The following is a 23,964-nucleotide window of genomic DNA, read 5'->3' on the forward strand; positions in this document are numbered from 1 at the left end:
TTTTATAGATTTATATACGGGCTACCAATTCGACGAGATCGACCATACGATTTGAAAAACCCCATTCATTGTCATACCAGGACACTACCTTCACCATACGTTTATCAATTACATAAGTTAATGCCGAGTCAAAGATGCTCGAATGGGTATTTCCAATAATGTCGGAAGAGACGATAGGATCTTCGGAATATTCCAAAATGCCCTTTAGCTCACCTTCAGCAGCCTTTTTCACAGCAGAATTAACAGCATCTACTGTAATATCTTTTGAAACGAGTGCAACTAAATCTGTTACAGAGCCGTTGGCAACGGGTACACGCATAGCCAGACCATCTAATTTACCCTTCAGTGAGGGGATGACCTCTCCAATGGCCTTAGCTGCCCCAGTCGTTGTGGGAATGATATTCACCGCAGCAGCCCTTGCCCTCCTTAGGTCTTTATGGATGAGATCGCTAATACGCTGATCGTTTGTATATGCATGAATTGTTGTCATGAGACCCTTTTCAATACCAAAATTATCGTTTATTACTTTTGCTAAAGGCGCCAAGCAATTCGTGGTACATGAGGCATTTGATACAATTTTATGTTCGGGTTTAAGATCCCCGGTATTAACGCCGACAACAATCGTGGCATCGATTTTGTCTTTAGCTGGTGCCGAAAGTATGACCTTCTTAGCCCCGGCATCCAGATGCTTCGCGCAATCTGCCCTGGAAGTGAATATCCCGGTCGATTCTATTACAATATCTACCCCAAGGGATTTCCATGGCAACTTCGCAGGGTCTTTCTCCATTAACAGCTTGACTTCTTTGCCATTCACCATTAATGACTTTTCTTTTGCCTCTATGCTTCCGTCAAATCTACCATGTACCGAATCATACTTTAATAATATTGCCAGCGATTTCGAGTCGGCAAGATCATTGATAGCCAAAACGTCGATGCCCCCTCGTTGAGCAATCGCACGAAAGACATTTCTTCCGATTCTTCCGAAACCATTTATACCAACCTTAATAGCCATAGCAACCATCCTTTTGCAATACCTATGCTTACTGTTGCGAAGGAGCTAAACTAATACTCCAACAAAATAGATCTATAATAAAATGCCAAACAAAAGACAAGGTATTTTAACAGTCAGGTATAATTTGTCAAGTATTTTAATAATCCTCATAAACAGACTTTCCTTTTAAAACCAGAGGGTTTTCTTTCGGCTTTAAAATGGATTATGTTTTATTGCAAGAATCTGTGCGTCATCGTAAAAACACTAAATTGCATTGAAAATATTGAAAATACCATTAAAATTGAGGGAAAGCAAAAACCGTAAAAATACATATAATAAAGTATTGCAGAATTTCATAAAACTTTAAACATCGCCGAAATTGTTTATGTCTGAATCGTATAATTTATTTCGTTCCGTAAGGATTATTAGCGTCTGCACCTTTTTAAGCCGCATACTCGGTCTTGCAAGAGACATGATATGCGCCAGCATTTTCGGAACAAGTATGGTATGGGATGCGTTTACCGTCGCATTCAAGATCCCCAATTTATTCCGACGTCTCTTTGGTGAAGGTGCCCTCAGTGCGGCCTTCATTCCTGTCTTCACCGAACACATCGAAAAACGTGGCAGAGAAGAAGCTTTCGCCTTTTTCAACGTTGTAGCCACAGCACTCATTATTATTTTGGGTGGCATTGTCTTCCTTGGCGAAGGCTCTTTCTTTGTTATTCCAAGGGTATTTCAGATACAGGAAAAATGGCAACTCATCATTAAACTGCTTATTATTATGTTTCCCTATGTCTTCTTCATTTGCCTTGTTGCTTTTATGGGTGCGGTACTGAACACCCTTCGTCATTTTTTTATGCCGGCATTTGCACCGGTTGTCATGAATGTGTGCTGGATATTGGGGGCCGTTTTGGCCCCCTATACGGGAAAGGCGCTGGACAAGATGATTTATGCAGTTGCCATCTCGACCTTTCTCTCAGGCCTCGTCCAGGTAGTCATTCATATTCCTACCTTACGGAAAAAAGAATTATACTACCGGTTCATTCCCAGCTTTTCACATCCAGGCTTGAAATTGGTACTGACGCGCATGGCGCCTATTGTCTTCGGGCTCGGCATTGTGCAGGTCAATGTTTTGCTTGATAGCCTTATCGCCGTTGGGTTTTCTTCCTCACAAGGCGGACCAGGCAGCTTCAATTTTGCAGGGATGACTGTCCATTTCCCCATGAAAGCCGGCGCAGCATCTGTACTCTATTACAGCGACCGACTGATCCAATTTCCTTTAGGCGTATTCGGCATCGCCATGGCCACAGCAGTATTTCCGCTCTTTTCCACCCATGCAGTACGAGAAGATTGGAACAATTTTTCGACTGCTTTCAACAAGGCGTTAAAATTTATCCTGTTAATCGGCATTCCTGCATCACTGGCTATCATCGTGCTTCGGGAACCGATCATCGATCTCCTTTACAGGAGAAATCAGTTTAATGCGGAATCGGCTTACAGGACATCACGCGCCATTCTCTTCTATGCTTTCGGGATATGGGCATACTGCGGTCTCCATGTATTGATCCGTGCATTCTACTCCGTCAAAGATACCGTTACCCCTGTCAAGGTGGGGGCAATGTGCGTTGGTTTAAATCTCGTTTTAAATCTTTCGCTTATCTGGGTATTACAGGAAGGTGGGTTAGCACTTTCCACTGCCATCAGTGCCATTGTTCAAATCGTTATTTTAACCATCATATTGCAAAAAAGACTCCGTATTAAGATAGGAAGTGAGGTTTTTGTCTCGTTACAAAAAACCGTAATCGCCTCAGTAGCAATGGCCTTTGCGTGCTGGTTCGCCCTCAGGATGTTTCCCGATTTAAACGGAAGTGGGAGTCTTTATTTTAAAGGGCTTCGATTATTTATCCCTATGCTGTCCGCACTCGCTGCATTTACTGCAACCTCAATCTTACTCAAATCAGAGGAATTTGGGCACCTAGTCAGACTATCCTTAAGAAAAACGCAATAGTTGCATTTGAATTGTAGAGGAAAAATGCCATAATATTGATGTTAAAAGCAAGACCTGACCCCAGCCCTTCTTACGATAGTGTAAATCGACTGGACGAATTTTTTAAATCTGGAGTTTAATTCGATGGAACTTCCTCATGCAAGAAACCTTCTAAAAGAGAATTACTCCGACGAGAGGTCTTGAATCAACTCGTTCCCAAATTTCATTTGGGAACGCAATGGGTCGAGAAACTCTGTTTCGATGGACATACACGAAACAGAGTTTCGCTTGACACTGTGTTCCCAAACGGATGCTTCAACAAGTTCAGCACATGGTTTGGGAACAAGCAAATAAAATAAAAATCAAGCCTGACTGGGTTGACTCACAAATTTCGTGCTTCAGATTTTTGTCTTTTCCGACTCATACGGTTCGTCTCTTAAAAACTATAAAAAATTCGTCATATTACAAATTGATTTATGGAACTTGTATTACAAGGCATTTCAATTCTTGATAAAAATATTTTTGCCGGAAATCTCAAAATTATCTTTGGAAGATACTATCACAGTTAATTTCTTAGCTATTTCATTGACTCGTCTTTTAGAGAGCCAATTTTTTGCCCCATTTTAACTTTTACATTGCTCACCTCATAAACAGTGTTGTTAACATAGATAGGATCCATCAACCGATTCGGTTCAAACAGGAGCACAATTGCAGAACCACCATATGCAAAAAAACCTAACTCGTCACCTTTTTGAACAACATCGTTTTCCTTGCGAACGAAACTTATTGAGCTGATGTCAGCAAGACCAACAGGAACAACGCCAACAATGCCGTAGCGAGAAGTTTCTATCAAAAAGTAACCACGCCGACGTTCAAAAAAGTAATTTGTCCAACCCTGTGCAGCGAAATAGAGACCTCCGAGTTGTTTTACTTCAATTATTTTGCCATTAACCGGAGAATGAAAACGGTGATAATCCGATGGCATCAAAAAGCAAATTGCTCCATCTCCGTTTAAGAACCTATCAGCCAACGTTGAATTATCTAACAATTTTTTCACATCGAATATTTCATCCTTTACTTCGAAAATTGCCTCTGTATTTAACTTTCCATGTATTTTACTGATGGTACAATCAGCCGGAGAGGTAATAATCGAGTCATTAGCTGACATATAAATTGGCCTGGCACCCGATTTTATTTTTCTCGTAAAAAAATCGTCAAAACTTTTGAACCCACCAGATGGAACTTCATATTCCCCTATATTAACGGTTGGATCTTCCACCCATTCTTTAATATTCTTAACTGATTTTTCACTATCCATGAAGTTACCCCTGGCAGTGACAAATTTATTGAGCCAATCTCTGAAAAGCGGTTGCCTCAATAGCATTCTAATATTTTGATTTCTTCTATAAATTTCATTGAAGAGATAAGAATATTTTTCAGGATTATCGGTTGTTGGGAGAAAAACAAGCCAGTCATCAAAAAAACTAAAAACATCTTCAATCTTCTTATTGTACCAGTAGGAACCTTCTTTCTGCTCTTTTAAAGCTTTGTCCAGGTTTAAACGAAGATCTTCGTTTGACTCCACAATTTTTTGTAATTCTTTAACAACTGGAGAGTGTTCGACTTGACTCTCCATGCCTGATGCATTACTTAACAGAAGCATAGAACAATTACTGATACAAAAAATTAACGAAAGAATTTTGTTCATTGAATTCATTTGTATCCTCCTGACCCAAACGAGTTGGAAAAGACAAAATCCGAAGCACGAAATTCGTGAGTCAACCCTGTCAGGGTTTAAAACCCTGACAGGGTTAATTTTTATTTTTGCTAAAAAGTCAAAATATTTTTTAAAAGATACTATGGAATTTTTTATTTTACTACTGTGATTAAAAAAGAATCTATTATTAAAGGCAGATTATACGAATAAATCTTTGTTTTCCCACTCAAATTTACACGATATCGGCGAGCTATATTATTCGTTGATAATATATGTTTTTATAGCGTATAATTAAGAAAAATACAAAATTGAGAAGCACGATTAATTAGTAAAAGAAATCAACAGATTCATGGACAAGGCAGAAATTCTATCGATTACCAATATGTCTTTATCTGAACTTGAGGGACTTTGCACCACAATGGGTGAACCCGCTTACAGGGCCAAACAAGTACTTTCCTGGGTTTATGGCAAAGGCGCAACGACCTTTGACCAGATGTCCAACCTGCCCAAAAATTTTCAAAAGCAGCTTGCTGAGCAGTGTCAGGTCTTTCAAACCAAAGTTGATGCCGTTACACAAACTGAAAACGGCACGGAAAAATTTTTAGTTCATCTATACGATGAAAACGTAATTGAATGCATCCTTTTAAGGGAAGGGAAAAGGATTACCGCGTGTGTCTCTACACAGGTAGGCTGTGCAATGGCATGCCAATTTTGTGCAAGTGGACTCTTAGGTCTTGAAAGAAACCTTATGGCAGGTGAAATTGTTGAGGAGGCCATCCATGGCAAAAATCATCTTTTCACCAATGAACGCCTTTCCAACATTGTCTTTATGGGCACCGGTGAACCACTGGCAAACTACGATAATGTCGTTAAGGCGATTAGGATTATGAATGCCGAATGGGGGCTAGGAATTGGGGCTCGGCACATCACCATCTCAACAGTGGGCATTATAGATGGTATCCGCCAATTGGCACACGAAGGTCTCCAGGTAAATCTAGCGATATCCCTTCATGCACCCAACGATATTATACGATCGCAGATAATCCCATCGAATAAAAAAATAGGTATTAAAAATATTATTGCAGCAGCAAGAGAATATTTTGAAGTTACTGGTAGAGACATCAGTTTTGAATATACCCTGATCGATGGCCTCAATGCATCAAAACAAGATGCAGAATCACTGTCAATGTTGCTCAAAGGAATTCAATGCAATATTAACGTTCTTCCCGTAAATCCCGTGGAAGAATTTGACTGGAAACCCCCTTCCCAGGAAACGATTGAAACCTTTTGCGGGACGCTGGAAAAACATGGTCTCGTAGTTACCCTCCGAAAGAAAAAGGGTAGCCATATTAACGCAGCCTGTGGACAACTCCGTCTGCAAAGGCATAAATTTTTATGGAAAAACCCATAATATTTTGTTAAATAAACTTATTCATTTAAATTTAGCAAAAAGGAGCATTCCCATCGCAAGTCGCATAAAAATAGAACTTATCGATACGTTAAAGGAAACTGTCTCAAAGGTCATTCAACAGACCAGTTCTCTAAAAAATTGCAAGTACGCTGACATCCGGCTTGGCATACATGAAATAAGGTACGCTCATGCCGAGAATGGCAAGGCGAAGGGAATAGGCGAAGATGCTTCTATTTCTTTTGGCATCAGGATGCTCGCGGGTGAGATGAGTGCATGGGGGTTTTATGGTCAGCCTATTGGAGAGGCAGAATCCAACCCAAAAACTTTCAGCAAAATAGTCACCCTGGGAATAAACAGGGCGCATGCAAGGGCAATAGCCAACGCGGACAAAAAGGCAGAGTTCAAACCAATCGGCCCGTCACTGACAGGGGTAAATCTTGCAAAAACCGATATCAGCCGGGATGTTATTGGAGCCGTATTTGACGAAGATCCGAGGAATGTATCTTTGAAAGAGGTCATTACCCTTTGCACAAAAATTTCTGGTGAAATGCATGGCATTTCTGAAGACGTGCAATACGCTGCCCTGGACGCGCAAACAGGCATAAGGCGGGAATTATTTTGCAGCACCGAAGGTGCCATCATTGACCAATCATATGCACTTACCCAGGGAATGGTAGCTGTTGTGGCACAAAAAGCCGGAGGCGTCCCTGAGGTTTGTTACGATTATCTTGGAGATATTCGTGGATGGGAAGTTATAAAAGGGAAAAACGTTTACAAACAATCCCTTGCCGATTTTGCTTTCATGCGAACACATGAAACCCTGGAACTTACAGAGGCAGATTTTCTCCCCGCCACGAACGACGCTGTCGTGGTCGTAACAAATCCGCATTTTAATGCACTTTTAGTCCATGAAATTGTAGGACATCCGACAGAGGCAGACAGGGCATTAAAACTCGAAACGGCTTACGCAGGGCGATCCTGGCTATTTAGAGATTTTCATGATAACGAGTTGGGAAAACAGATTGCGTCTCCTCTTTTAAGCGCATATTCAGATCCATCCATCAATGGATATGGACACTACAAGTATGATGCGGAAGGGACTCCTGCAAAACGGGTAAATCTTATCGAAAACGGAGTACTCAAGGAATTTATGAATGGACGTGAATACGCTGCAATACTGAACTACCCCCCAAATGGCTCTATGAGGGCAACTGAATCCGATTATGTCCCTCTGGTACGAATGACTAATACAGTCTTTGCAAACGGGAGTAAATTTCCCGCAGAAATAATTGCCGAAGTGAAAGAGGGGTATTTCATTGTTAACCACCGCATCCCGTCCATTAGTGAATCCAGAGAAAATTTTCGAATTTCTGCACAAAAGGTATACAAGATAGAAAATGGGAAATTTACAAAACTATATCGGCAAGGCGGCATTACTGCTGATTCAAAGGATTTTCTCATGAACATCGATGCCGTGGGAAATGACTTCACAGTCTTTCCTATCCCAAACTGCGGAAAAGGACAACCCATGCAGATAATGCGCGTTGGGAACGGTGGCCCAACATTGCGTTCAAAGGCACGATTAACAGGACGTCAAGAATCATGATAAGTATAGAAGAACTCCAAAGTTGTGTTCGTAACGGAATAGAATTCGTCAAAAAGCAGAAGAATGTCATTGATGCAGAAATCTTTGCATCCTGGAACGAACAGATAACTGTGCGTCTCAATTATACATCAGACATTCCTTGCAGCGGTGTCCAAGAACCCAAATCAACGCAATTAAGCGGTATTGGTTTATTGGCTGTTTTTAAGACAGGAAAAGAAATCAAGATCGGATTTGGCAGCACCTCTCATACTATTACCCCCAAAGGCATTGCAGAGGCATTCAATAAGGCAAAGAAAAACAGAATCCACGACCCCGACTTTAAATCTCTTCCGGTACCTATCGGGAAACCCGTATTAGAAAACTACCATGACCCTGCGGTCATGGAAATGAGTGATGAGACGATTGTTAATTTGGGTTGGCAAGGACTAAAAGGTGCCCTTACGGAATACAATCAAAAAGGGTTTACGAAATCAATTATCGTCGGTGGCGATATTACCATAACAAAAGAACGTATGGCCATTGTCAGTACAAAAGGTATCGACGATTTCGACGAATCCACCATTCTTACAACCACTATAACCTCTATGATCGAGATGGAAAGGGTCAAAGGCGCAGGATGGAATACCAGTACCCATTTATCCAGTTTTCATCCTGAAGAGGCGGGACGCGAATCAGCTGAAAGCGCAATAAGGACAATCGGGGGAGAGAGAATACCCGATGGAACATACAATGTTGTTTTTGGAAGACAGCCTGTGACGGACTTATTTACAAACCTCGTGATACCGGCCTTAAGTCTTTCTTCTATAAATACATCTGATACTCCTTTTCTGGGAAAACTGGGACAAAAGATAGCGTCTGAATTATTAACCGTTTATGACGACGGCACCATAAAGGACGCTATCGGGAGTAAAAAAGTCTCCTGTGAGGGTATTCCTACGGGAAGAACAGACCTCATCCATAATGGTTTTCTTGTGGGTTTTCTTGCAAACAATTACCTTTCAAAAAAACTGGCAAATAAAATCGTTTCGTTTACACCGAGAAATGGTTTCCGTTTTGGAAAAGGTGGAAGGAGCCATACCATACAACCCCGGATATGCCCAACGAATATTGTCATAGGAGGCAAGGAAGAAGTACCCGGTCAATCTTTATTATCAAAAATAAATGATGGTATTTATATCGGAAGAATTTGGTATACTTACCCCATCAATGGACTTGCCGCAGGTGACTTTACCAGTACCATCATTGCCGATTCCTACTTAGTTAAGGGAGGTAAAATTGTTAAACCTCTAAAACCCAATACAGTAAGGATTAATAATAACATCACGGATATTTTGGATAAAATTATTGCTGTATCAAACGATAAAAGGCAAACGGTTGTCTGGGGAGGTGAAGAGGTTGTTCTCGCACCGGAGATTGCAGTTCAAGCTGTTAAGTTAGAAAACATCTCTTGTTTTATATCTTAAACTGATTGTTGAGTTTTTGATCATTAACTTTTAACAATTTCACAGAAAGGAGACACAACGATAGTTAGTTAATAGCTTTCATTGGTAATAATTCTTTAATACCTTTAATTAAGATATTCAATAAAAAGGAGATTGATCATGCGCGCAAAAGTAGATGCTGATGTTTGTACAGGTTGCGAACTTTGTACCCAGACGTGTCCTGAAATATTTTCCATGCAAGGTGACGTAGCTGTGGCCAAAAACATTGAAGTGCCTTCAGAATTTGAAGATGCTTGCAGGCAAGCGGCTGAAGAATGCCCAGTAGAAGCAATTATAATTGAAGAGTAAAGAAATAGTCAAAAAACAAAAGACCTTAAATATCAGTTTCTGATATTTAAGGTCTTTTTTATTCATGCTACTAAACATCAAGGAGGGGTCTTCTGCCAATTCTTCTTCTTCTCCTTAAAATTGCACGCCCGCCCTTCGTCCTCATCCTTTTTCGAAAACCGCACATCCTTTTATGCTTTATAGAACTTTTCCTGATATTAACCTTCATGATTGCATACCTCCTCAAAATTTTTACACAAGACACAGAAATGAAGAATTTTGCTAACATATCACATCTATCAATTTATTGTCAAGACATTTTGTAAGAACTATTGAATCATGATTTTCTGTGCTTACCCCTTAAATTTAGAACTTTAAAAGTGTTAAAATCGTATTGACATTAATCTTTTGAATTGATAATATGTCCGCAGTTAATCATAAATATCATACCTAGAAATTAGTTAAGACTAAGAAATATTTTTCCCTAATCTCGTGCTATAACAAGGAGGCAATGTTTTTCAAAAAATCCATTCACATGAATCTTTATGTAAAATTACCACTTCCACAACAAAATAATATCTTTCGTTTTAAAAAGGAGAATTGTAATGCAAACAACGACAAAAAGGGACTTATGTGAAAAGATTGCCAGAAGGACAGACAATACCCATATGATTGTAAAAAAAACGATCCAAATGTTTTTAGACGAGATTATTGGTGAGCTTGCGCAAGGTAATCGTATCGAATTACGTGATTTTGGAGTTTTTGAAATACGTCAGCGCGCTGCCAGAAAAGCAAGAAACCCAAGGACCGGAGAAGTAGCTTTTGTACCTGCTAAAAATGTGGTAGTATTTAAGGTAGGTAAATTAATGAGAGAAAAGGTTGGCAACGCAACACCAACCCAAGAGCCCACGCAGGAAACGTAAAATTATTAATACAGCATGTTCAAACAAAAACAGATTATCGAAAAAGGAATCATAAAATATATCAATGGCAATCAGGCGACTGTGGAAATAATAAAGCCTAATTCACAGGAATGCAAAAGTTGTGGTGTTTGTATGGGTATAGAAAACAATCCTAATCTTTTAGAAGTCAATGCATTTCCTGGTTTAGGCGTGGGTCAGCAAGTGACATTAAAAATAACCGAACATTCCCCATATAAAAGCATGATACTCCTTTTCATATTACCTATCGCAAACTTGCTAGCAGGCAGTTTACTGGGTCAAAAATTTTCCTTTATCTATCCAAGCTCGCAAAACATGAGGATGGTATTCTGCGGGTTTATTTTCTTTATATTATCTATTGTAGTTGTAAGTATCTATGACAAAAAAACAAAAAACAAAAAACACGCACACCGGAAAATCATATCAATTGATGCTAAAAACAATTATAATATAACTACACGATAACTAGTCACTTCTCAGACAGAACTTCTCCGGATTCTTTATCTGTATAACCATTTTTCATCAAAAATCATTATGGAAAACAGATTAGATACAGAGTTTGGGAATCTTGCTATCTCCGAAGGATTTGCAACACCTGAACAGGTATATATTTGCCAACTCGTTGTCGATACCTTTGAGGAAGAAAACCGAAAAAGTATTGAAGTTATCATGAAAGATCGTGGCTATATAACATCCGAACAAGAAACATATCTTTTTAAAAAGATGGGGGTCACGATCGTCTTATGTCCCCACTGCAATAAAAGAATCAAGAAAGCTAATGATGATCTCCAGAAAATTATTGATTGCAAACACTGCGGGAAAAGATTTGAACATGAAGCATCTTGTCAATCCGACACTCAGCAAACATCACTAACGTCCAACAAAACGTTGGCAGCCTTTCAACTGCAACAAACGTGCGATCGCCATATTGGTAAATTATTGGGGGGAAAATATGAAATAATAGAAAAGATCGCAGTCGGTGGCTGGAGTACTATATATAAGGCCAAAAGAAGGTTATTAAATATCGATGATATTGTTGCTGTGAAAATATTACATATAAACCTAAGCGACAACCCTCACGACATTAAGAGATTTTATAATGAAGCGGCTACTATCAGGGAATTACGGCATCCCAATGCGATCCACCTATACGATTTTGACCGGGACGCAAATGGTACAATTTACATGGCCATGGAATTTATCCATGGCAATAATTTAAAGGAAACTATAAAGAACAACGGCACATTCGACGTCTCAAGGATGTTAAATATCATTTTTCAAGTGTGTGATGTAATATCGACTGCGCACAAACATCCCAGAAAAATCATCCATCGGGATATTACACCTCAGAATATTATGTTGTCCAGAGTTGGAGAGGTAGACGATTTTGTAAAAGTTTTAGATTTTGGAATAGCAAAACTGCGGACACATGACAATATATCTCTGACCGGAAGCATCGTAGGAACCCCCCTTTATATGGCACCAGAACAATGGCGAGGTGAGTGTGACGAAAGGACAGATATATATTCACTGGGGGTAATCATGTATGAAATGCTGGCGGGAGAGACTCCGTTTCGAGGGGATCAGATCACATTAATGAATAAACATTTAAATGAAAAGCCGCAATCGTTTCGAAAGTTACATAAAAATTTAAAGATTCCAAAATATCTTGAAAATATTATATTCTGTTGCTTAGAAAAAAACAAGAATAAGAGACCCCAATCAATAGACGAACTCAAATCATTATTACAAAGAGGAAAATGTAGTACTAAGTTACAGCTTGCGCATTATTCCAAAAATAATTTGCTTATTATCATTCCAACCATCCTCTCAATTCCATTGGTACTCTACGTATTCTTTTTTCCAGAAGAATATAAAAAAACCACCACTATTCCACGTAAGAGTGTTCATATTCCTGACTCCTTCAGAGAAACAAACAGGGCTCAAAAAAACGACAACACCAAAAGACAAAAAACCCGGGATAATAACTTGGAAGCATTTTTAGGTGAAGAACCGGGTAAAAACAAGAGGTCACAAGATTCTGCAAGCAATAAAATATCAATCAAGCCTCCGCATCCCATTGATAGCGGAAATTTAGATCATATTGCCGATGAAAAAAAAACTGCCAATTATCACTATTTAGATACCGCTGTTGACAATATTCAAAAATATGGCATTTATACAAGCACAAAAGAGGCAGTAACAAAACCGGAACCGAAGGAAATAGTAAAAAGGGAAATCCGAAGCTGGCTACAGGAGTATAAAAAGGCATGGGAAAAAGGAGATATTGAGACATTAAAAGAGATTGGTCATATATCTTCAGAAAAAGAAGAAAGTAAACTACGGCAACATTACCAGTATGTACACGATGTTAAGGTTTTCATTCAAAATGAAATAATTGAGATAAACGATGATAACAGCCAGGCAACTGTTAGTTTTGACAGAACCGATGCGTGGACTGATGAGCGTGGGAATCGTCATAAAAGAGTTTTACCCAGAATAACCAAAATCCTTCGCAACGAAAATAATATATGGAAGATTATCAAAAAGACAGATGAATTGGAGAAGCAAACCCCAATATATAAGAATATTTTGGATAATATTACCACAAAATATGATTATTTGCGGAATAACCTTACCATAACATATGATCTTTTGCGGGAACAAATCAATAATCGTTTTACAAAATAAACTAAGGTACGGCAATCATGTTGTATAGATGTAATATTCTCCTTATACCATTTATTTTTACGCTCGTATTTTGCCAAACGACCTTTTCAGATAGTATGACCGTTAGTCCTGACTCATTTATTCTCGACCTCCAGGGCAAAGGCACTGCTACTGTGAAAATTTTCAGTAATCAGGGAAGCCCATTAAGTGGCATCATGGTTGTTGCAAAAAGTGAAAAAGAGAACACCGCCACAGTTACGCCAAACAACGGATTGACAAACTCAAATGGACAAATTTCCTTTACGATTAATGGTACATCCAATGGAATTGCAACAATAACTTTTACCGCAAATGCCCTGTCAAACTCCCTGTCTCTTACCGTCGTTTCAAATATCGCACCCTGTGCAATAGCTTCCAGTAGTGGCGGCGGTGTAAATACCTTTGGTCCGAAAAGGATGAACGACGGCAAAGAAAAAGATAATTGCAGTTACCATTGGATAAAGACACGAAATAAGGTCGGGCAAAAGAAAAATGCATGGATTCGACTCGATTGGAATAAAGCAGTTACTCTTACAAGGATGACTATACAGACAACAGATTGTAATGAAAGTTGTGGTGAAGATCCAGACGATCCTTTCTATATAGATCCAGGCAGAAACCTCGGCAACGGATTAGTTCAATATTTAAATGCGGATGCAATCACGTGGATTACAGATAGTAACTTTGTAAAAAAAATTGGGGACATCGAATATTCATTCGCAAAACCCATAACTACCAAAGCCATCCGTATCAGGAAAATTTCCCCTTCAGCAAGATGCAAGGGACAACAATCCAACCCAGTTGTTTTTGAATGGAAGGTCTACGGAACACCATCCTGTAATTAAGCATTTCTCCAAACGCTTCACCTTATGAATACCTATCCCTATTCTAAAAACTTTATTGACTTTTCAAGGATAATAACTAAGTATTATAGTATCTCCCAAAGATAATTTTGACATTTTCAGCAAAAAATAAATTAACCCTGTCAGGGTTGACTCATGAATGTGCATCGGATTTGTCTTTTCCGGCTTGTTCTGGTTAGGTATTCGTCCTTTATTCACAGCATTTTGGATACACCATATTTTCATGGTAACAAGATCCCTGTTAATCATACTTGTCACTTTATTCATAGTTACTCGTTTTGTAACCAGTGGTTTAGCCAGCGGTCTATCAGACTTAATAACAACATTATATGGTGGAAACGGCATCCCTGTAACAAAGGTATTTGAAAAGGAAAGAGAAACTGGTGGGGTAGATGTGATTACAACCGTTCAGGTACCTTTAGATTCAATTTCTGAAATTCAGGGTCTAAATTCAGTGTTAAATACCGAAAAGGGTGAGTTCCCGGTAAGTTCAACAAGTGGTGGCTTTGCTTTTCAGTACGATAGCGAGTTAGAGGTATTCACAAGGACGACAGACAGCCTTGGGCCTATTTTTGCAGAAAGGGCTCCTACCCTCGGGAAAGGAAAGTTAAATTTTGGTTTTTCTTATACATACATTAACTTTTCTACATTAGAAGGAAGGGATTTGGACGATTTAAAGTCTACTGTATTATTAGACGAAAACCAAAAAGATAAAAATTTACTTCAACTGAACTTTGATGTGGATGTAAAAAGTAATTTATTTTCTTTTTATGGTACATATGGAATAACAGACCGTTGGGACTTCTCCATTCTTGTACCAGTCATGCAGATCCAACTCGACGTCGATAGTACTGCAACGATATTAAATCGGACACGAAAAAAAGGGGTAACCGGTAAAACCCTGGGTTACAGTCTGGATTCCGGAGAAACAATGAGTGACTCAGTTTCCGGCGCATCCACCGGACTTGGGGATATTTTCCTGAGAAGTAAGTATAACCTGGTCACATCTAAATGGATAGATTTTTCAGCTGCACTCGATGTGAAGCTGCATACGGGAGACGACGATGAACTTTTAGGAACGGGAAGAACCAGTGTAAAACCATTCCTCATATTTTCAAAAAATATTAGCCATTTTACACCACATTTTAATTTAGGATATGAGTTCAATAGTGGAACTGAAGGGCACGATAGAATTATGTACACAGCTGGTACCGATTATGCTTTTAGTATTGAAAATAACCATTTCTCTGTTGCAGTAGATATTATTGGCCGTCACAAAACAGAGAGGTCTGATATTGGTAATGATATCGTAGATTTTTCAACAGGATTTAAGTGGAGTCCACGCATGGGAATGCTTGTATTTTTTAACATACAAACGCCCCTTAATGACGACGGACTCAGAGCCGATTGGATTCCAACAATAGGATATGAGCTAAACTTCTAAAAACTTTCAATAATGTTATTATATATATGCCTTACTCATCACAATTCATAAGTTGGCCAAGTTTAGATAAGGCCTTTTTCTCAATCTTCCTGACCCACTCCCGGCTAATGTTGAGTTTTTTGCTTACTTCCCGAAGTGTCATGGGTTCTATATCATCAAAACCATATCTCATTTTTAACACCCGCGCCTCTTGATAATCAATTATCTCAAGCAATCTTCTTAATTCATTCTTATCATGAGATTCAATCAACTCATCTTCAGGCATTTTCACACTTTCATCAGGAATACGTTCGCTCAGTTCCATTGAATCATCTTTCCGGGAATCTATCTCGTTTAAAGTGAAGGTATGCCGTACTGCCCTTTCTATCCACCGGGCCTGTTTCTCATCGACGTTCAACTCTTGTGCAATTTCGTCCCGACCGGGCTGCCTGTGAAGGGTATTCGTCAATTTCGACGACATTCTTTTCCACTTGGAAACCCTTTCTGCCATATAAATGGGAATGTGTACGGTTTTTGAGTTATTAATCAGAGCACGTTGAATAGTCCATTTTATCCACCATGAAGCATATTTGCCAAACCGTTGACCCATCGTATAGTCAAATCTTTCCACGGCACGTATTAGCCCGATATTTCCTTCACTAACCAGGTCCAGAAGCGATGCCCCATAGTAAACAAATCGCCGGGCAATCTTTATAACCAATGGAAGATGAGCTATCACAATAGACTCTTTTGCCTTCGAATCACCCTCGGCAACCTTTTCAAATAACCTTCTTTCTTCTTCTATTGTGAGAGGAGAAATTTTCTTTAAATCTTTTATATAAATCTGAAGTGCAAATTCCATTCATTATCCTCCTTCATTTTTATACAATCTACTCTGAAAAATCGGTGGGAGTATGCTCTCCTGATCATGCCATAATGAACACGCAGATCACAAAAATTAAAGAAAGATGTGACCTGCGAAGTTCACAAACAAAATATTAATTCAACACATGTGACCGCTAATATGCAGATGGTATGCCAGTGAATTTCAAAAAAAGTTATACATTTTTTAAATGCTGTAACAGTCTGTCTTGCCTGATGTTATAAAACACAACAAATATGTATACCTTTAAAATGTGAAAAAGAAAAGAGTATAACTACTCGTGACATTTCTTGAATGCCACGTTTTTGAATTCTATTAAATACTTGTAAATTAGGGGCAAACAGGGTTGCTACTTTTCGTAACACCTCAGGTCTGTGCCGATTGTATACAAAATCACAATCTTATGTCCCTGATAGAATACTTAACTGGAAAAAGTTTCGCGTCTCTATCCTGGAAAAGATATGGTCCGAAGTATTTACTCTTTATAGAGGTGGACTGTCCCGATCACTACAAAGAAATGCTTTTCAAGAAAAACAATCAGTATGAGGAAGGATTTTTTTCTTATCAGTTTGATTTTATCATACGACTTTACAAACGAAGAAGATGTGCATTAATTCTTTTTCACTGATTTCAACATCTCAAATACTACTCCAGGCAAACCCTCTCTGTTTTCATAATTCACCATTACTATAGTGACATCTTTACGTTTTTTTATACCTTCAGTAAAAACATCGCCGTTTTCTTTTATAACACAGAGAAGGGATTTTTCACTATCGAGAATTCTGCTTACGAGTTCCCTGAATTTCATTGAAAAGAGTTCCATTTTCCCGATTTCATCTATAACAACAACTGATTTCTGTTCCATAGCCCTCTCTAAAGCAGGTATGGCAACCTTTTCGAAGGAAACCAGGTCAACACGATATTTACCAACTTTATAATTACTATTAAACTCAACGTGAGCCAGAACGCCATCCTCACCATCCAGCGTGACAACCCTGAAACCCATACGTCTATCCAACTCACGAATTTCTTCAGTATAGAATCCTCCTGCATCCACTCCCAGGAGGGGTATAATCTTTTTCACTACCGATGTCTTACCTATACCGGGTTTACCCGTTAATAAAATATGTTTCTTCATAATCAGCCCTTAAGTTGAGGGAAAACGAAGGTGTGATATAACTCTCTCCTTTACTTCTTCCGGTACTGCAGTTATAAACTTACTGACCGAGCGCTTTGACGATGGTCTCTCCAAATTTTTGCGCAGCAGTGGGACCACTGGCAGTGATAATGTTACCATCCCTTTCCACATCGGCACCAGTATAGTTTGCGCCAGCAGATTTTATATCTTTTACCGTTGAGGAATAGGTAGTAGCATTTTTATCCTTAAGCAAACCTGCCCTTGCAAGGGTTACCGGTGCAATACAAATAGCCCCAACGATCTTTTTCGCATTACTTGCATCGGTCGCAATCTTATGGGCAGTTGGGTTATCCCAATATTCGTCAGCTCCTGAACCCCCAACAAATATAACAGCATCATACTCTGCCACATGAATGTCTGTAAACAGGATGTCTGGTTTTACCTTCGCTCCCAACATACCTGTAGCCTCTTTTAACAAAGAAGAAGCAACAGTAACTGTTACACCGTTTTTCTCCAAAACTTCCCTGGGTTTCAACAACTCTTCATCCCTGAAATTATTACTGGCAATAATCATTACGGCTTTTTTCCCTTTTGCAGATTGCATAATATCTTCCCCCTTTGCATGGACAATCAACATGCCTGATAAAATAAACGATGTAAAGACCAAAGCAACCGTGAAATATTTATTTCTCATTTTTTCAGACTCCTTCCCAGCTCCTTCTCCACAGCCTGCACTTTATGTTCGAGCATCTTTACCTTCTTGTCCTTCCTTTCATCAATCTTTACCATGGTATACACCCTCTCCGATATCTCCAGCATCTTATTGTGACATTTCTTAATCAGATCAAATACCCGGTCACTTTCTCCCTCTATTACAGTACCCATGGCGTTGAGCTTATAATCCAATCCGCTCTCATCGATGATTTCGACAATCTTGGCAACATAACTTGCCAGGTCTATCCCCTTTCCAATGGGGACCACACTGATCTCGGCAATCATGCAACACCTCCTTTAAAATTTGCTTTGGATTCATTAATAAAACACAAATCAAACGATAATGAGTCTCAAAGGGACGAAAGAACATAGCCAGGGGTGAAGCCCCTGGAGAAGAAAAGATCATAATATCAGCCCTGAAAGGGAGAAAGAGAAATCCCGACTTTTGGTTGCAGCGACGCTGGTTTAAGTCTACTTGCTTACTGACTCTGCTATAGATCTCTGCCCACACGACACCAGTTCGTAATCCATACTCCCCAAACCAATCTCCTGTGCATAAGTAATTTGAACGGTATAATCAATTTGAGGCCAGACATCTTTAAAGAAATCCTTTCCTATGTGTTCCTTGATAATATCCGCTGTTGCCTTCTCAATGGCGACAGGATCCCTGGAGGCTAGAATACCGATATCCGCAATGTCGGGTTCGAAGGGCTTATCCATACAATCGCAATGCTTAGTAATATGGGTCAGGAAATTGAAAAAGACCACTTTCTCTGTCTTTCCTTTTAAAATGGCCAGACAGTGTTCCGCAACCTTTTTTTGAAGGTTGACCGTGCTCTCATCCCAGGCAATCTTTACGGCATCAAACTGACAAACGGCCAGACATTCCCCGCAACCAATACATATCTTAGGATCGATAATGGCATACTGCTCACCCATCTGAATTGCCCCCACCGGACACCACCTACCGCACACACCACAGGTATTACACCGTTTCTTTAGGATTTGAGGAATTACACCTGAGTGCTGGGCCAGTTTTCCGCCACGCGATGAGAGTCCCATCCCAATATTCTTTAGGGTAGCGCCCATACCGGTTGCCAGATGCCCCGTTACGTGTGCGATTGAGACAATGGCATTGGCCGCCTTGGCCACGCCGGCCACATACGCATATTTGCATAATTTCAGGTTGATCTCCACCTGTATGTCATGCTCCCCAAGGAGCCCGTCTCCGATAATAATGGGGGCGCCGACATTTTCATAACTAAAACCGTGCTCGTGGGCATGCGAGATATGATCAACGGCATTGGTACGGCGACCGACATACAGGGTGTTCGTCTCTATCAAAAAGGGTTTTCCTTTGCAATCCTTTACCTTGTCCACAACTGCTTTAATGATTGGTGGTTTGAGGTAGCCAATATTCCCTTTTTCGCCAAAGCTGGTTTTCACTGCCACCATGTCATTCTTCTGAATCGTATCTGCAAAACCAGCAAAATCAAAGAGTTGTTTCGTCTTTTGCACAACGGAAGAAACACCTTCACCATTTTCTACCTTGATAAAATAGACCTTACTCTTCACAAGTTTTCTCCATGAAACAACAAAGGTATCGCCAAAGCTTGGTTACAGAACTGCTATATAAGAAGAAAAGTATTTAAACAATGGAGGATAAAATGCAGAACGTTTCATATTGGTACACTTGATCTATATATTGAACCCGAGGCAACAAAACTCTCGACAATCTCACAGATGATATTTTTAGTGATATTTATTTCTTGTCCAGTTGAACAGATACTGGGACTGGATTTGCGATAGAATTAAATACTGGTGAATATTTCTGCGCCATACGGATGAGTTCCTCTTTCTTTTCTTCGGATATATCAGCGTCGATTTTGAAGTACACGCGGATATTCTCATATCCGACTTTCACGTCTGCCGCTATACCAAGAAATCCACGGAGGTCTAAATCACCCTCTAATCTGGATTCAACTGCTTTTATTTTGATTCCTTTGGCAGACGCATGAGCAATCAGGCTTGTCGTCAGACAACCCGACAAGGCAACCAGAAGATATTCGACAGGATTAGCACCCTCGTTCTTTCCCAAAAGAACAGGGGGTTCGTCTAATTCAAACATCATAGGCTTCCGGGAAGTATCTTCCTTACCGGCACCAAAAAAATCTTTAATGGTTGCACGATTGTGTGTTCCGTCGATCCATTTATTAGTTGCCCGAAATTTGAACTTCGCAATTTCTGGTGTCTTCTTAATCTGCTCTATTGTGCTATACAACTGGTCGACGTCTACTCCGTTGACTTTATTTTCCGGTGTCATCCCGTTCCTCTCCTTTCTTTAATAGCCAGAGTCTCTCAATGATATAAAATTCGCCCCCAACATGGATTCCACTGCCTATATGCCGCCTTTTAATACAGGTATCATAAAATTTATATTGGTAAGGTATAATAAAGCAGGTCATTTTGTCAATAGTGAGTTCGCTTCGGGTGCAACGTCACCTTTCCGGCGAAATCCTTGTAGAGTGTAAATATTCGCTGTGTTTATCAGCGTTTATCTGCGTCCCATTACAGAATTATGAACTATCATACAATAGGACATATTCCTTGATTTTGACGTCAAATTCTGATATTTTCATAAAAATGGAAAAATTATTAAAATTATCACCTGTTTACGATATCCTCCAAAAGGCAGAGCATGATGAACGCTTGAGCTTCGAGGACGGTGTACGGCTTTTCAAGTCCAATGACATCCTCCATATCGGTCATGTAGCAAACATCGTCCGTGAACGGAAAAACGGCAACAAGGCATACTATATTACCAATCGCCACATCAACTACTCCAATATCTGCAAGAATCGATGTAAATTCTGCGCCTTTAGCAGGGATAAAGAAGAATCCGGTTCATATGAGATGGATATGGAGGAAATCCTCGAAAAGGCCGTAGCTGCGGTTGAAGAGGGTGCAACGGAACTCCATATCGTAGGCGGATTGCACCCGGATCTCCCCTTCGATTTCTACATAAAAATGCTTCGTGAAATTCATGAAAATTGTCCCCACGTACATATCCAGGCATTTACCGCAGTAGAAATCGAACACCTGTCTCAAATAGCAAGGCTTTCCGTGCGGCAAACGTTGAAAGAACTCAAAGAGGCAGGGCTGGGTTCTTTGCCGGGAGGAGGCGCTGAGGTATTTTCTCCAAAGATTCGGGAGGCATTGTGTCCGGAAAAACTCAGCGGCGATGGGTGGTTACAGGTAATGCGTGAGGCCCATACCCTAGGATTACGGAGCAATGCAACGATGCTTTATGGTCATGTAGAGACTCCGGAGGATAGGGCCAACCATCTCATGAAGCTAAGAGAACTTCAGGACGAAACGGGCGGCTTTATGTCTTTTATCCCACTGGCATTTCATCCAAAAAACACTAAATTGTCAAATAATTCCAGTACTACAGCTATGCTGGATTTAAAAGTCATCTCGATAAGCCGGTTGATGCTTGACAACTTTGACCACATCAAGGCATTCTGGATTATGCTGGGAATCAAGCTATCCCAGATATCTCTTAGTTTCGGCGTAGACGATATTGATGGAACCGTACAGGAAGAAAAAATTACCCATGCTGCTGGTGCAGAAACACCGGAGGCCTTGTCCGTCCATGAAATCATCAAACTGATCAAAGAGGCCGGCCGTGAACCCGTTGAACGGGATACACTTTATAATCCCGTAAAAAGAAAACAGCGGGACGTCATGCTTCAAAAAGTATAAGTCAACATGTTGGAAGAAAAATTACGAATTACGATTTGCGAGTTACGATTTCAAATCTCAAATCGTAACTCTAAAATATTTTCGTTCTAGTTTGTTCAGGTTAGGAGGTTTTAACAATCAATGACCGAGTTCCCAAAACTCTTCAGCCCATTTAAGATCGGTTCTCTCAACGTAAAGAACCGCATGGTAATGTCACCTATGGAAACCCATTTATGCGACAAAGAGGGCTTTGTAACGGAGGAGATTATCGCTTATTACAAAGAGCGTGCTTTGGGCGGAGTGGGATACATTACCCTAGAAAATACTGCAATAGACCCTGCTGGCAGGGTTAATGATGGCATGTTATGTATACATGATGACAAATTTATTCCCGGTTTAAGAAAACTAACGGATTCCATCCATGCAGTCGGTGGAAAGATTATCATACAATTAAGCCACGCAGGGAAAGAGGCGTTGCCCTACTTTACCGGTTTGAAACCCGTAGCCCCTTCTGCCATTCCAAGTCCTTTAACCAAAGAAATGCCCGATGAGTTAACGGCTCAAGAAATTAAGTCTCTAATTAACAAATTTGCCGAGGGTGCGACCCGTGCCACAAAGGCAGGATTCGATGGTGTTGAAATCCACATGGCACATGGATATCTGGTAAATCAATTTCTTTCCCCTGAATCGAATATACGAACAGACGACTACGGGGGAGACACAGCCCGCCGTTCACGATTTGCCAGGGAAATTGTAGAAAGTATCAGAAGACATGTACCCGAAGACTATCCGGTTATATGCCGTATCAGCGCAGACGAGTATACCGACACAGGGCTCAAACTGGAAGAAAGTAAGGAGATAGCCAGAATCCTTGAAAATGCGGGCGCCAGCGCCATTCACGTTTCTGCATGCAATTATGCATCCGCCTTTTTTAATATACCCTGTTATTATTTAGAAGAAGGTTGTTTCATCCATCTGGCAGAGGGTATCAAGTCTGTTGTAAAAATACCTGTATTAGCTGTTGGCAGAATTGTTAATCCCACTATGGCTGAAAATATACTGCAGGAAAATAAGGCCGACCTCATTGTTTTGGGACGTACCCTTATTGCAGATTCCCACTTCCCCAATAAGGTGAAAGAAGGCTGGTTTAATGATGTAAGAACCTGCATAAGCTGTAACCGATGTATCGAAAGTATCTCTGAGAAAAAGCTTGTATGCACGGTCAACCCTTACATTGGCAAAGAGGGCATTTCCTGCACAACAAAAACCACTCAACCAAAGAAAATACTCGTCGTTGGGGGTGGACCCGCCGGGCTCTCCGCTGCTCAGTTACTATCCAGCCGGGGGCACAACGTTACTTTGTGGGAAAAGGAGCCGCAGCTTGGCGGAAGTTTTCGTTATGCATCCCTTGCACCAAGGAAAGAGTCTTTGGGGAAGTTTCTCGATTATTTAATAAATCAGGTTAAAAAGACAAACACTACGATTCTGCTCAACAAAGAAGCGACTGCGGAATCTATCAAACAGTTTGCGGCAGATGTAGTCGTTCTTGCGCATGGTGCCAGAAACGTTCCCGTTGAAATTAATGGCGCACAAAGTAACGGTGTGCTTAATGTCACAAGAGCCTTCGTGTCTGCAAATACCCTTGGAAATAACATAGCTATTGTTGGTGGAGGCCCCGAGGGTTGTGAACTAGCTGACTTCCTCGCATCTCGAGGCAAGAAAATTACCCTTATAGAAATGCGGCGTGTCCTGGGACTGGGTTTGGTTGCACATCCCCGCTATCATGTTTGCGAACGTCTTAAAAAAATGGGCGCTCAATTGCATATCAACGCAAAGGTCACAGAGATCGGACACAACTACCTGGTCATCAGTCGCCGAAGGGAGGCAGATCAAAAACTTGAGGGGTTTGATACGATCGTTATTCCCACGCTGCATCAACCCAACAATGCACTTGCAGCTTCTATTCAAACCTTCGTTCCTGAGGTTTATATTGCTGGTGACGCCGCGGAAGGCCGTACAGCACTTGAAGCTGTCGCTGAAGGTGTAGAAATCGGGATGAAAATCTAAA

Annotated in this window: 21 protein-coding genes; 12 read left to right on the forward strand and 9 right to left on the reverse strand. The window is 40.3% G+C overall.

Going from position 1 to position 23,964, the window contains the following annotated elements; all coding sequences use genetic code 11:
- Positions 1-10: 10 nt before the first annotated feature.
- Positions 11-1,012 carry a type I glyceraldehyde-3-phosphate dehydrogenase gene (gap, locus tag E3K36_09795; GenBank protein ID MCF6155525.1) on the reverse strand — a complete coding sequence of 334 codons (1,002 nt, stop codon included), beginning with the start codon at positions 1,010-1,012 and terminating at the stop codon, positions 11-13.
- 364 nt (positions 1,013-1,376) lie between these two features.
- Between gap and murJ the strand changes: the two genes are divergently transcribed.
- Positions 1,377-2,999 carry a murein biosynthesis integral membrane protein MurJ gene (gene murJ / locus E3K36_09800; GenBank protein ID MCF6155526.1) on the forward strand — a complete coding sequence of 541 codons (1,623 nt, stop codon included), beginning with the start codon at positions 1,377-1,379 and terminating at the stop codon, positions 2,997-2,999.
- Between the two features lie 556 nt (positions 3,000-3,555).
- Here the strand turns inward: murJ and E3K36_09805 are convergent.
- Entirely contained in the window at positions 3,556-4,695 is a 1,140-nt protein-coding gene (locus E3K36_09805; protein ID MCF6155527.1) for a hypothetical protein, read from the reverse strand.
- A 349-nt stretch (positions 4,696-5,044) separates the two neighbouring features.
- On the opposite strand from E3K36_09805, the gene rlmN reads away from it, so the two are divergent.
- The 4 genes from rlmN to E3K36_09825 all read left to right on the forward strand — a co-directional run bounded on the left by rlmN (position 5,045) and on the right by E3K36_09825 (position 9,502).
- Entirely contained in the window at positions 5,045-6,106 is a 1,062-nt protein-coding gene (rlmN, locus tag E3K36_09810; protein MCF6155528.1) for a 23S rRNA (adenine(2503)-C(2))-methyltransferase RlmN, read from the forward strand.
- 154 nt (positions 6,107-6,260) lie between these two features.
- The gene (locus tag E3K36_09815) at positions 6,261-7,712 is read left to right on the forward strand and encodes a TldD/PmbA family protein (protein ID MCF6155529.1); all 1,452 of its coding nucleotides are present in this window, start codon (positions 6,261-6,263) and stop codon (positions 7,710-7,712) included.
- Positions 7,709-9,175 carry a TldD/PmbA family protein gene (locus E3K36_09820; protein MCF6155530.1) on the forward strand — a complete coding sequence of 489 codons (1,467 nt, stop codon included), beginning with the start codon at positions 7,709-7,711 and terminating at the stop codon, positions 9,173-9,175. The genes E3K36_09815 and E3K36_09820 overlap by 4 nt, the downstream gene beginning before the upstream one ends.
- A 138-nt stretch (positions 9,176-9,313) precedes the next feature.
- Entirely contained in the window at positions 9,314-9,502 is a 189-nt protein-coding gene (locus tag E3K36_09825) for a ferredoxin (protein ID MCF6155531.1), read from the forward strand.
- A 70-nt stretch (positions 9,503-9,572) separates the two neighbouring features.
- Here the strand turns inward: E3K36_09825 and E3K36_09830 are convergent, their stop codons facing one another.
- Entirely contained in the window at positions 9,573-9,710 is a 138-nt protein-coding gene (locus E3K36_09830) for a 50S ribosomal protein L34 (GenBank protein ID MCF6155532.1), read from the reverse strand.
- Between the two features lie 376 nt (positions 9,711-10,086).
- Between E3K36_09830 and E3K36_09835 the strand changes: the two genes are divergently transcribed.
- The 5 genes from E3K36_09835 (at position 10,087) to E3K36_09855 (ending at position 15,438) form a co-directional block, all read left to right on the forward strand.
- Entirely contained in the window at positions 10,087-10,404 is a 318-nt protein-coding gene (locus tag E3K36_09835; protein ID MCF6155533.1) for an integration host factor subunit beta, read from the forward strand.
- A gap of 15 nt (positions 10,405-10,419) precedes the next feature.
- Positions 10,420-10,887 carry a hypothetical protein gene (locus tag E3K36_09840; GenBank protein MCF6155534.1) on the forward strand — a complete coding sequence of 156 codons (468 nt, stop codon included), beginning with the start codon at positions 10,420-10,422 and terminating at the stop codon, positions 10,885-10,887.
- A 69-nt stretch (positions 10,888-10,956) separates the two neighbouring features.
- Positions 10,957-13,113 (forward strand): serine/threonine protein kinase, encoded by a 2,157-nt coding sequence (locus E3K36_09845; GenBank protein ID MCF6155535.1) that lies wholly within the window; start codon positions 10,957-10,959, stop codon positions 13,111-13,113.
- A gap of 95 nt (positions 13,114-13,208) precedes the next feature.
- A complete protein-coding gene (locus E3K36_09850) occupies positions 13,209-13,976 on the forward strand; it encodes a hypothetical protein (protein MCF6155536.1) in 768 nt (255 codons plus the stop codon).
- A gap of 241 nt (positions 13,977-14,217) precedes the next feature.
- A complete protein-coding gene (locus E3K36_09855) occupies positions 14,218-15,438 on the forward strand; it encodes a hypothetical protein (protein ID MCF6155537.1) in 1,221 nt (406 codons plus the stop codon).
- A gap of 31 nt (positions 15,439-15,469) precedes the next feature.
- Here the strand turns inward: E3K36_09855 and E3K36_09860 are convergent, their stop codons facing one another.
- The 6 genes from E3K36_09860 to E3K36_09885 all read right to left on the reverse strand — a co-directional run bounded on the left by E3K36_09860 (position 15,470) and on the right by E3K36_09885 (position 20,475).
- Entirely contained in the window at positions 15,470-16,279 is an 810-nt protein-coding gene (locus tag E3K36_09860) for an RNA polymerase sigma factor RpoD/SigA (protein ID MCF6155538.1), read from the reverse strand.
- Positions 16,280-16,910: 631 nt separating this feature from the next.
- Positions 16,911-17,444: an NTPase gene (locus E3K36_09865; GenBank protein ID MCF6155539.1), complete on the reverse strand. Its 534-nt coding sequence runs from the start codon at positions 17,442-17,444 to the stop codon at positions 16,911-16,913.
- 73 nt (positions 17,445-17,517) lie between these two features.
- Positions 17,518-18,042: a DJ-1/PfpI family protein gene (locus E3K36_09870; protein MCF6155540.1), complete on the reverse strand. Its 525-nt coding sequence runs from the start codon at positions 18,040-18,042 to the stop codon at positions 17,518-17,520.
- An 86-nt stretch (positions 18,043-18,128) separates the two neighbouring features.
- Positions 18,129-18,437 (reverse strand): MTH1187 family thiamine-binding protein, encoded by a 309-nt coding sequence (locus tag E3K36_09875; protein MCF6155541.1) that lies wholly within the window; start codon positions 18,435-18,437, stop codon positions 18,129-18,131.
- Positions 18,438-18,623: 186 nt separating this feature from the next.
- Entirely contained in the window at positions 18,624-19,727 is a 1,104-nt protein-coding gene (locus E3K36_09880) for a DUF362 domain-containing protein (protein MCF6155542.1), read from the reverse strand.
- Positions 19,728-19,914: 187 nt separating this feature from the next.
- A complete protein-coding gene (locus E3K36_09885) occupies positions 19,915-20,475 on the reverse strand; it encodes an OsmC family peroxiredoxin (GenBank protein MCF6155543.1) in 561 nt (186 codons plus the stop codon).
- 320 nt (positions 20,476-20,795) lie between these two features.
- Here E3K36_09885 and mqnE point away from each other — a divergent pair, with 320 nt between their 5' ends.
- Both mqnE and E3K36_09895 read left to right on the forward strand, forming a co-directional pair.
- Complete coding sequence (mqnE, locus tag E3K36_09890; GenBank protein MCF6155544.1) at positions 20,796-21,917, forward strand: aminofutalosine synthase MqnE; 1,122 nt, start codon at positions 20,796-20,798, stop codon at positions 21,915-21,917.
- Positions 21,918-22,037: 120 nt separating this feature from the next.
- Positions 22,038-23,963, forward strand: coding sequence for an FAD-dependent oxidoreductase (locus E3K36_09895; protein MCF6155545.1), 1,926 nt, complete (start codon positions 22,038-22,040; stop codon positions 23,961-23,963).
- The last annotated feature ends 1 nt before the right edge of the window (position 23,964 follow it).

The sequence above is a fragment of the Candidatus Brocadia sp. genome (assembly GCA_021646415.1).
GTDB lineage: Bacteria > Planctomycetota > Brocadiia > Brocadiales > Brocadiaceae > Brocadia.

Bases quoted from the DNA above. Each gene is read 5' to 3' on its own strand.
- gap (MCF6155525.1), bottom strand. From the start codon at position 1,012: ATGGCTATTAAGGTTGGTATAAATGGTTTCGGAAGAATCGGAAGAAAT.
- murJ (MCF6155526.1), top strand. From the start codon at position 1,377: ATGTCTGAATCGTATAATTTATTTCGTTCCGTAAGGATTATTAGCGTC.
- E3K36_09805 (MCF6155527.1), bottom strand. From the start codon at position 4,695: ATGAATTCAATGAACAAAATTCTTTCGTTAATTTTTTGTATCAGTAAT.
- rlmN (MCF6155528.1), top strand. From the start codon at position 5,045: ATGGACAAGGCAGAAATTCTATCGATTACCAATATGTCTTTATCTGAA.
- E3K36_09820 (MCF6155530.1), top strand. From the start codon at position 7,709: ATGATAAGTATAGAAGAACTCCAAAGTTGTGTTCGTAACGGAATAGAA.
- E3K36_09825 (MCF6155531.1), top strand. From the start codon at position 9,314: ATGCGCGCAAAAGTAGATGCTGATGTTTGTACAGGTTGCGAACTTTGT.
- E3K36_09830 (MCF6155532.1), bottom strand. From the start codon at position 9,710: ATGAAGGTTAATATCAGGAAAAGTTCTATAAAGCATAAAAGGATGTGC.
- E3K36_09835 (MCF6155533.1), top strand. From the start codon at position 10,087: ATGCAAACAACGACAAAAAGGGACTTATGTGAAAAGATTGCCAGAAGG.
- E3K36_09840 (MCF6155534.1), top strand. From the start codon at position 10,420: ATGTTCAAACAAAAACAGATTATCGAAAAAGGAATCATAAAATATATC.
- E3K36_09845 (MCF6155535.1), top strand. From the start codon at position 10,957: ATGGAAAACAGATTAGATACAGAGTTTGGGAATCTTGCTATCTCCGAA.
- E3K36_09850 (MCF6155536.1), top strand. From the start codon at position 13,209: ATGACCGTTAGTCCTGACTCATTTATTCTCGACCTCCAGGGCAAAGGC.
- E3K36_09855 (MCF6155537.1), top strand. From the start codon at position 14,218: ATGGTAACAAGATCCCTGTTAATCATACTTGTCACTTTATTCATAGTT.
- E3K36_09860 (MCF6155538.1), bottom strand. From the start codon at position 16,279: ATGGAATTTGCACTTCAGATTTATATAAAAGATTTAAAGAAAATTTCT.
- E3K36_09870 (MCF6155540.1), bottom strand. From the start codon at position 18,042: ATGCAATCTGCAAAAGGGAAAAAAGCCGTAATGATTATTGCCAGTAAT.
- E3K36_09875 (MCF6155541.1), bottom strand. From the start codon at position 18,437: ATGATTGCCGAGATCAGTGTGGTCCCCATTGGAAAGGGGATAGACCTG.
- E3K36_09885 (MCF6155543.1), bottom strand. From the start codon at position 20,475: ATGACACCGGAAAATAAAGTCAACGGAGTAGACGTCGACCAGTTGTAT.
- mqnE (MCF6155544.1), top strand. From the start codon at position 20,796: ATGGAAAAATTATTAAAATTATCACCTGTTTACGATATCCTCCAAAAG.
- E3K36_09895 (MCF6155545.1), top strand. From the start codon at position 22,038: ATGACCGAGTTCCCAAAACTCTTCAGCCCATTTAAGATCGGTTCTCTC.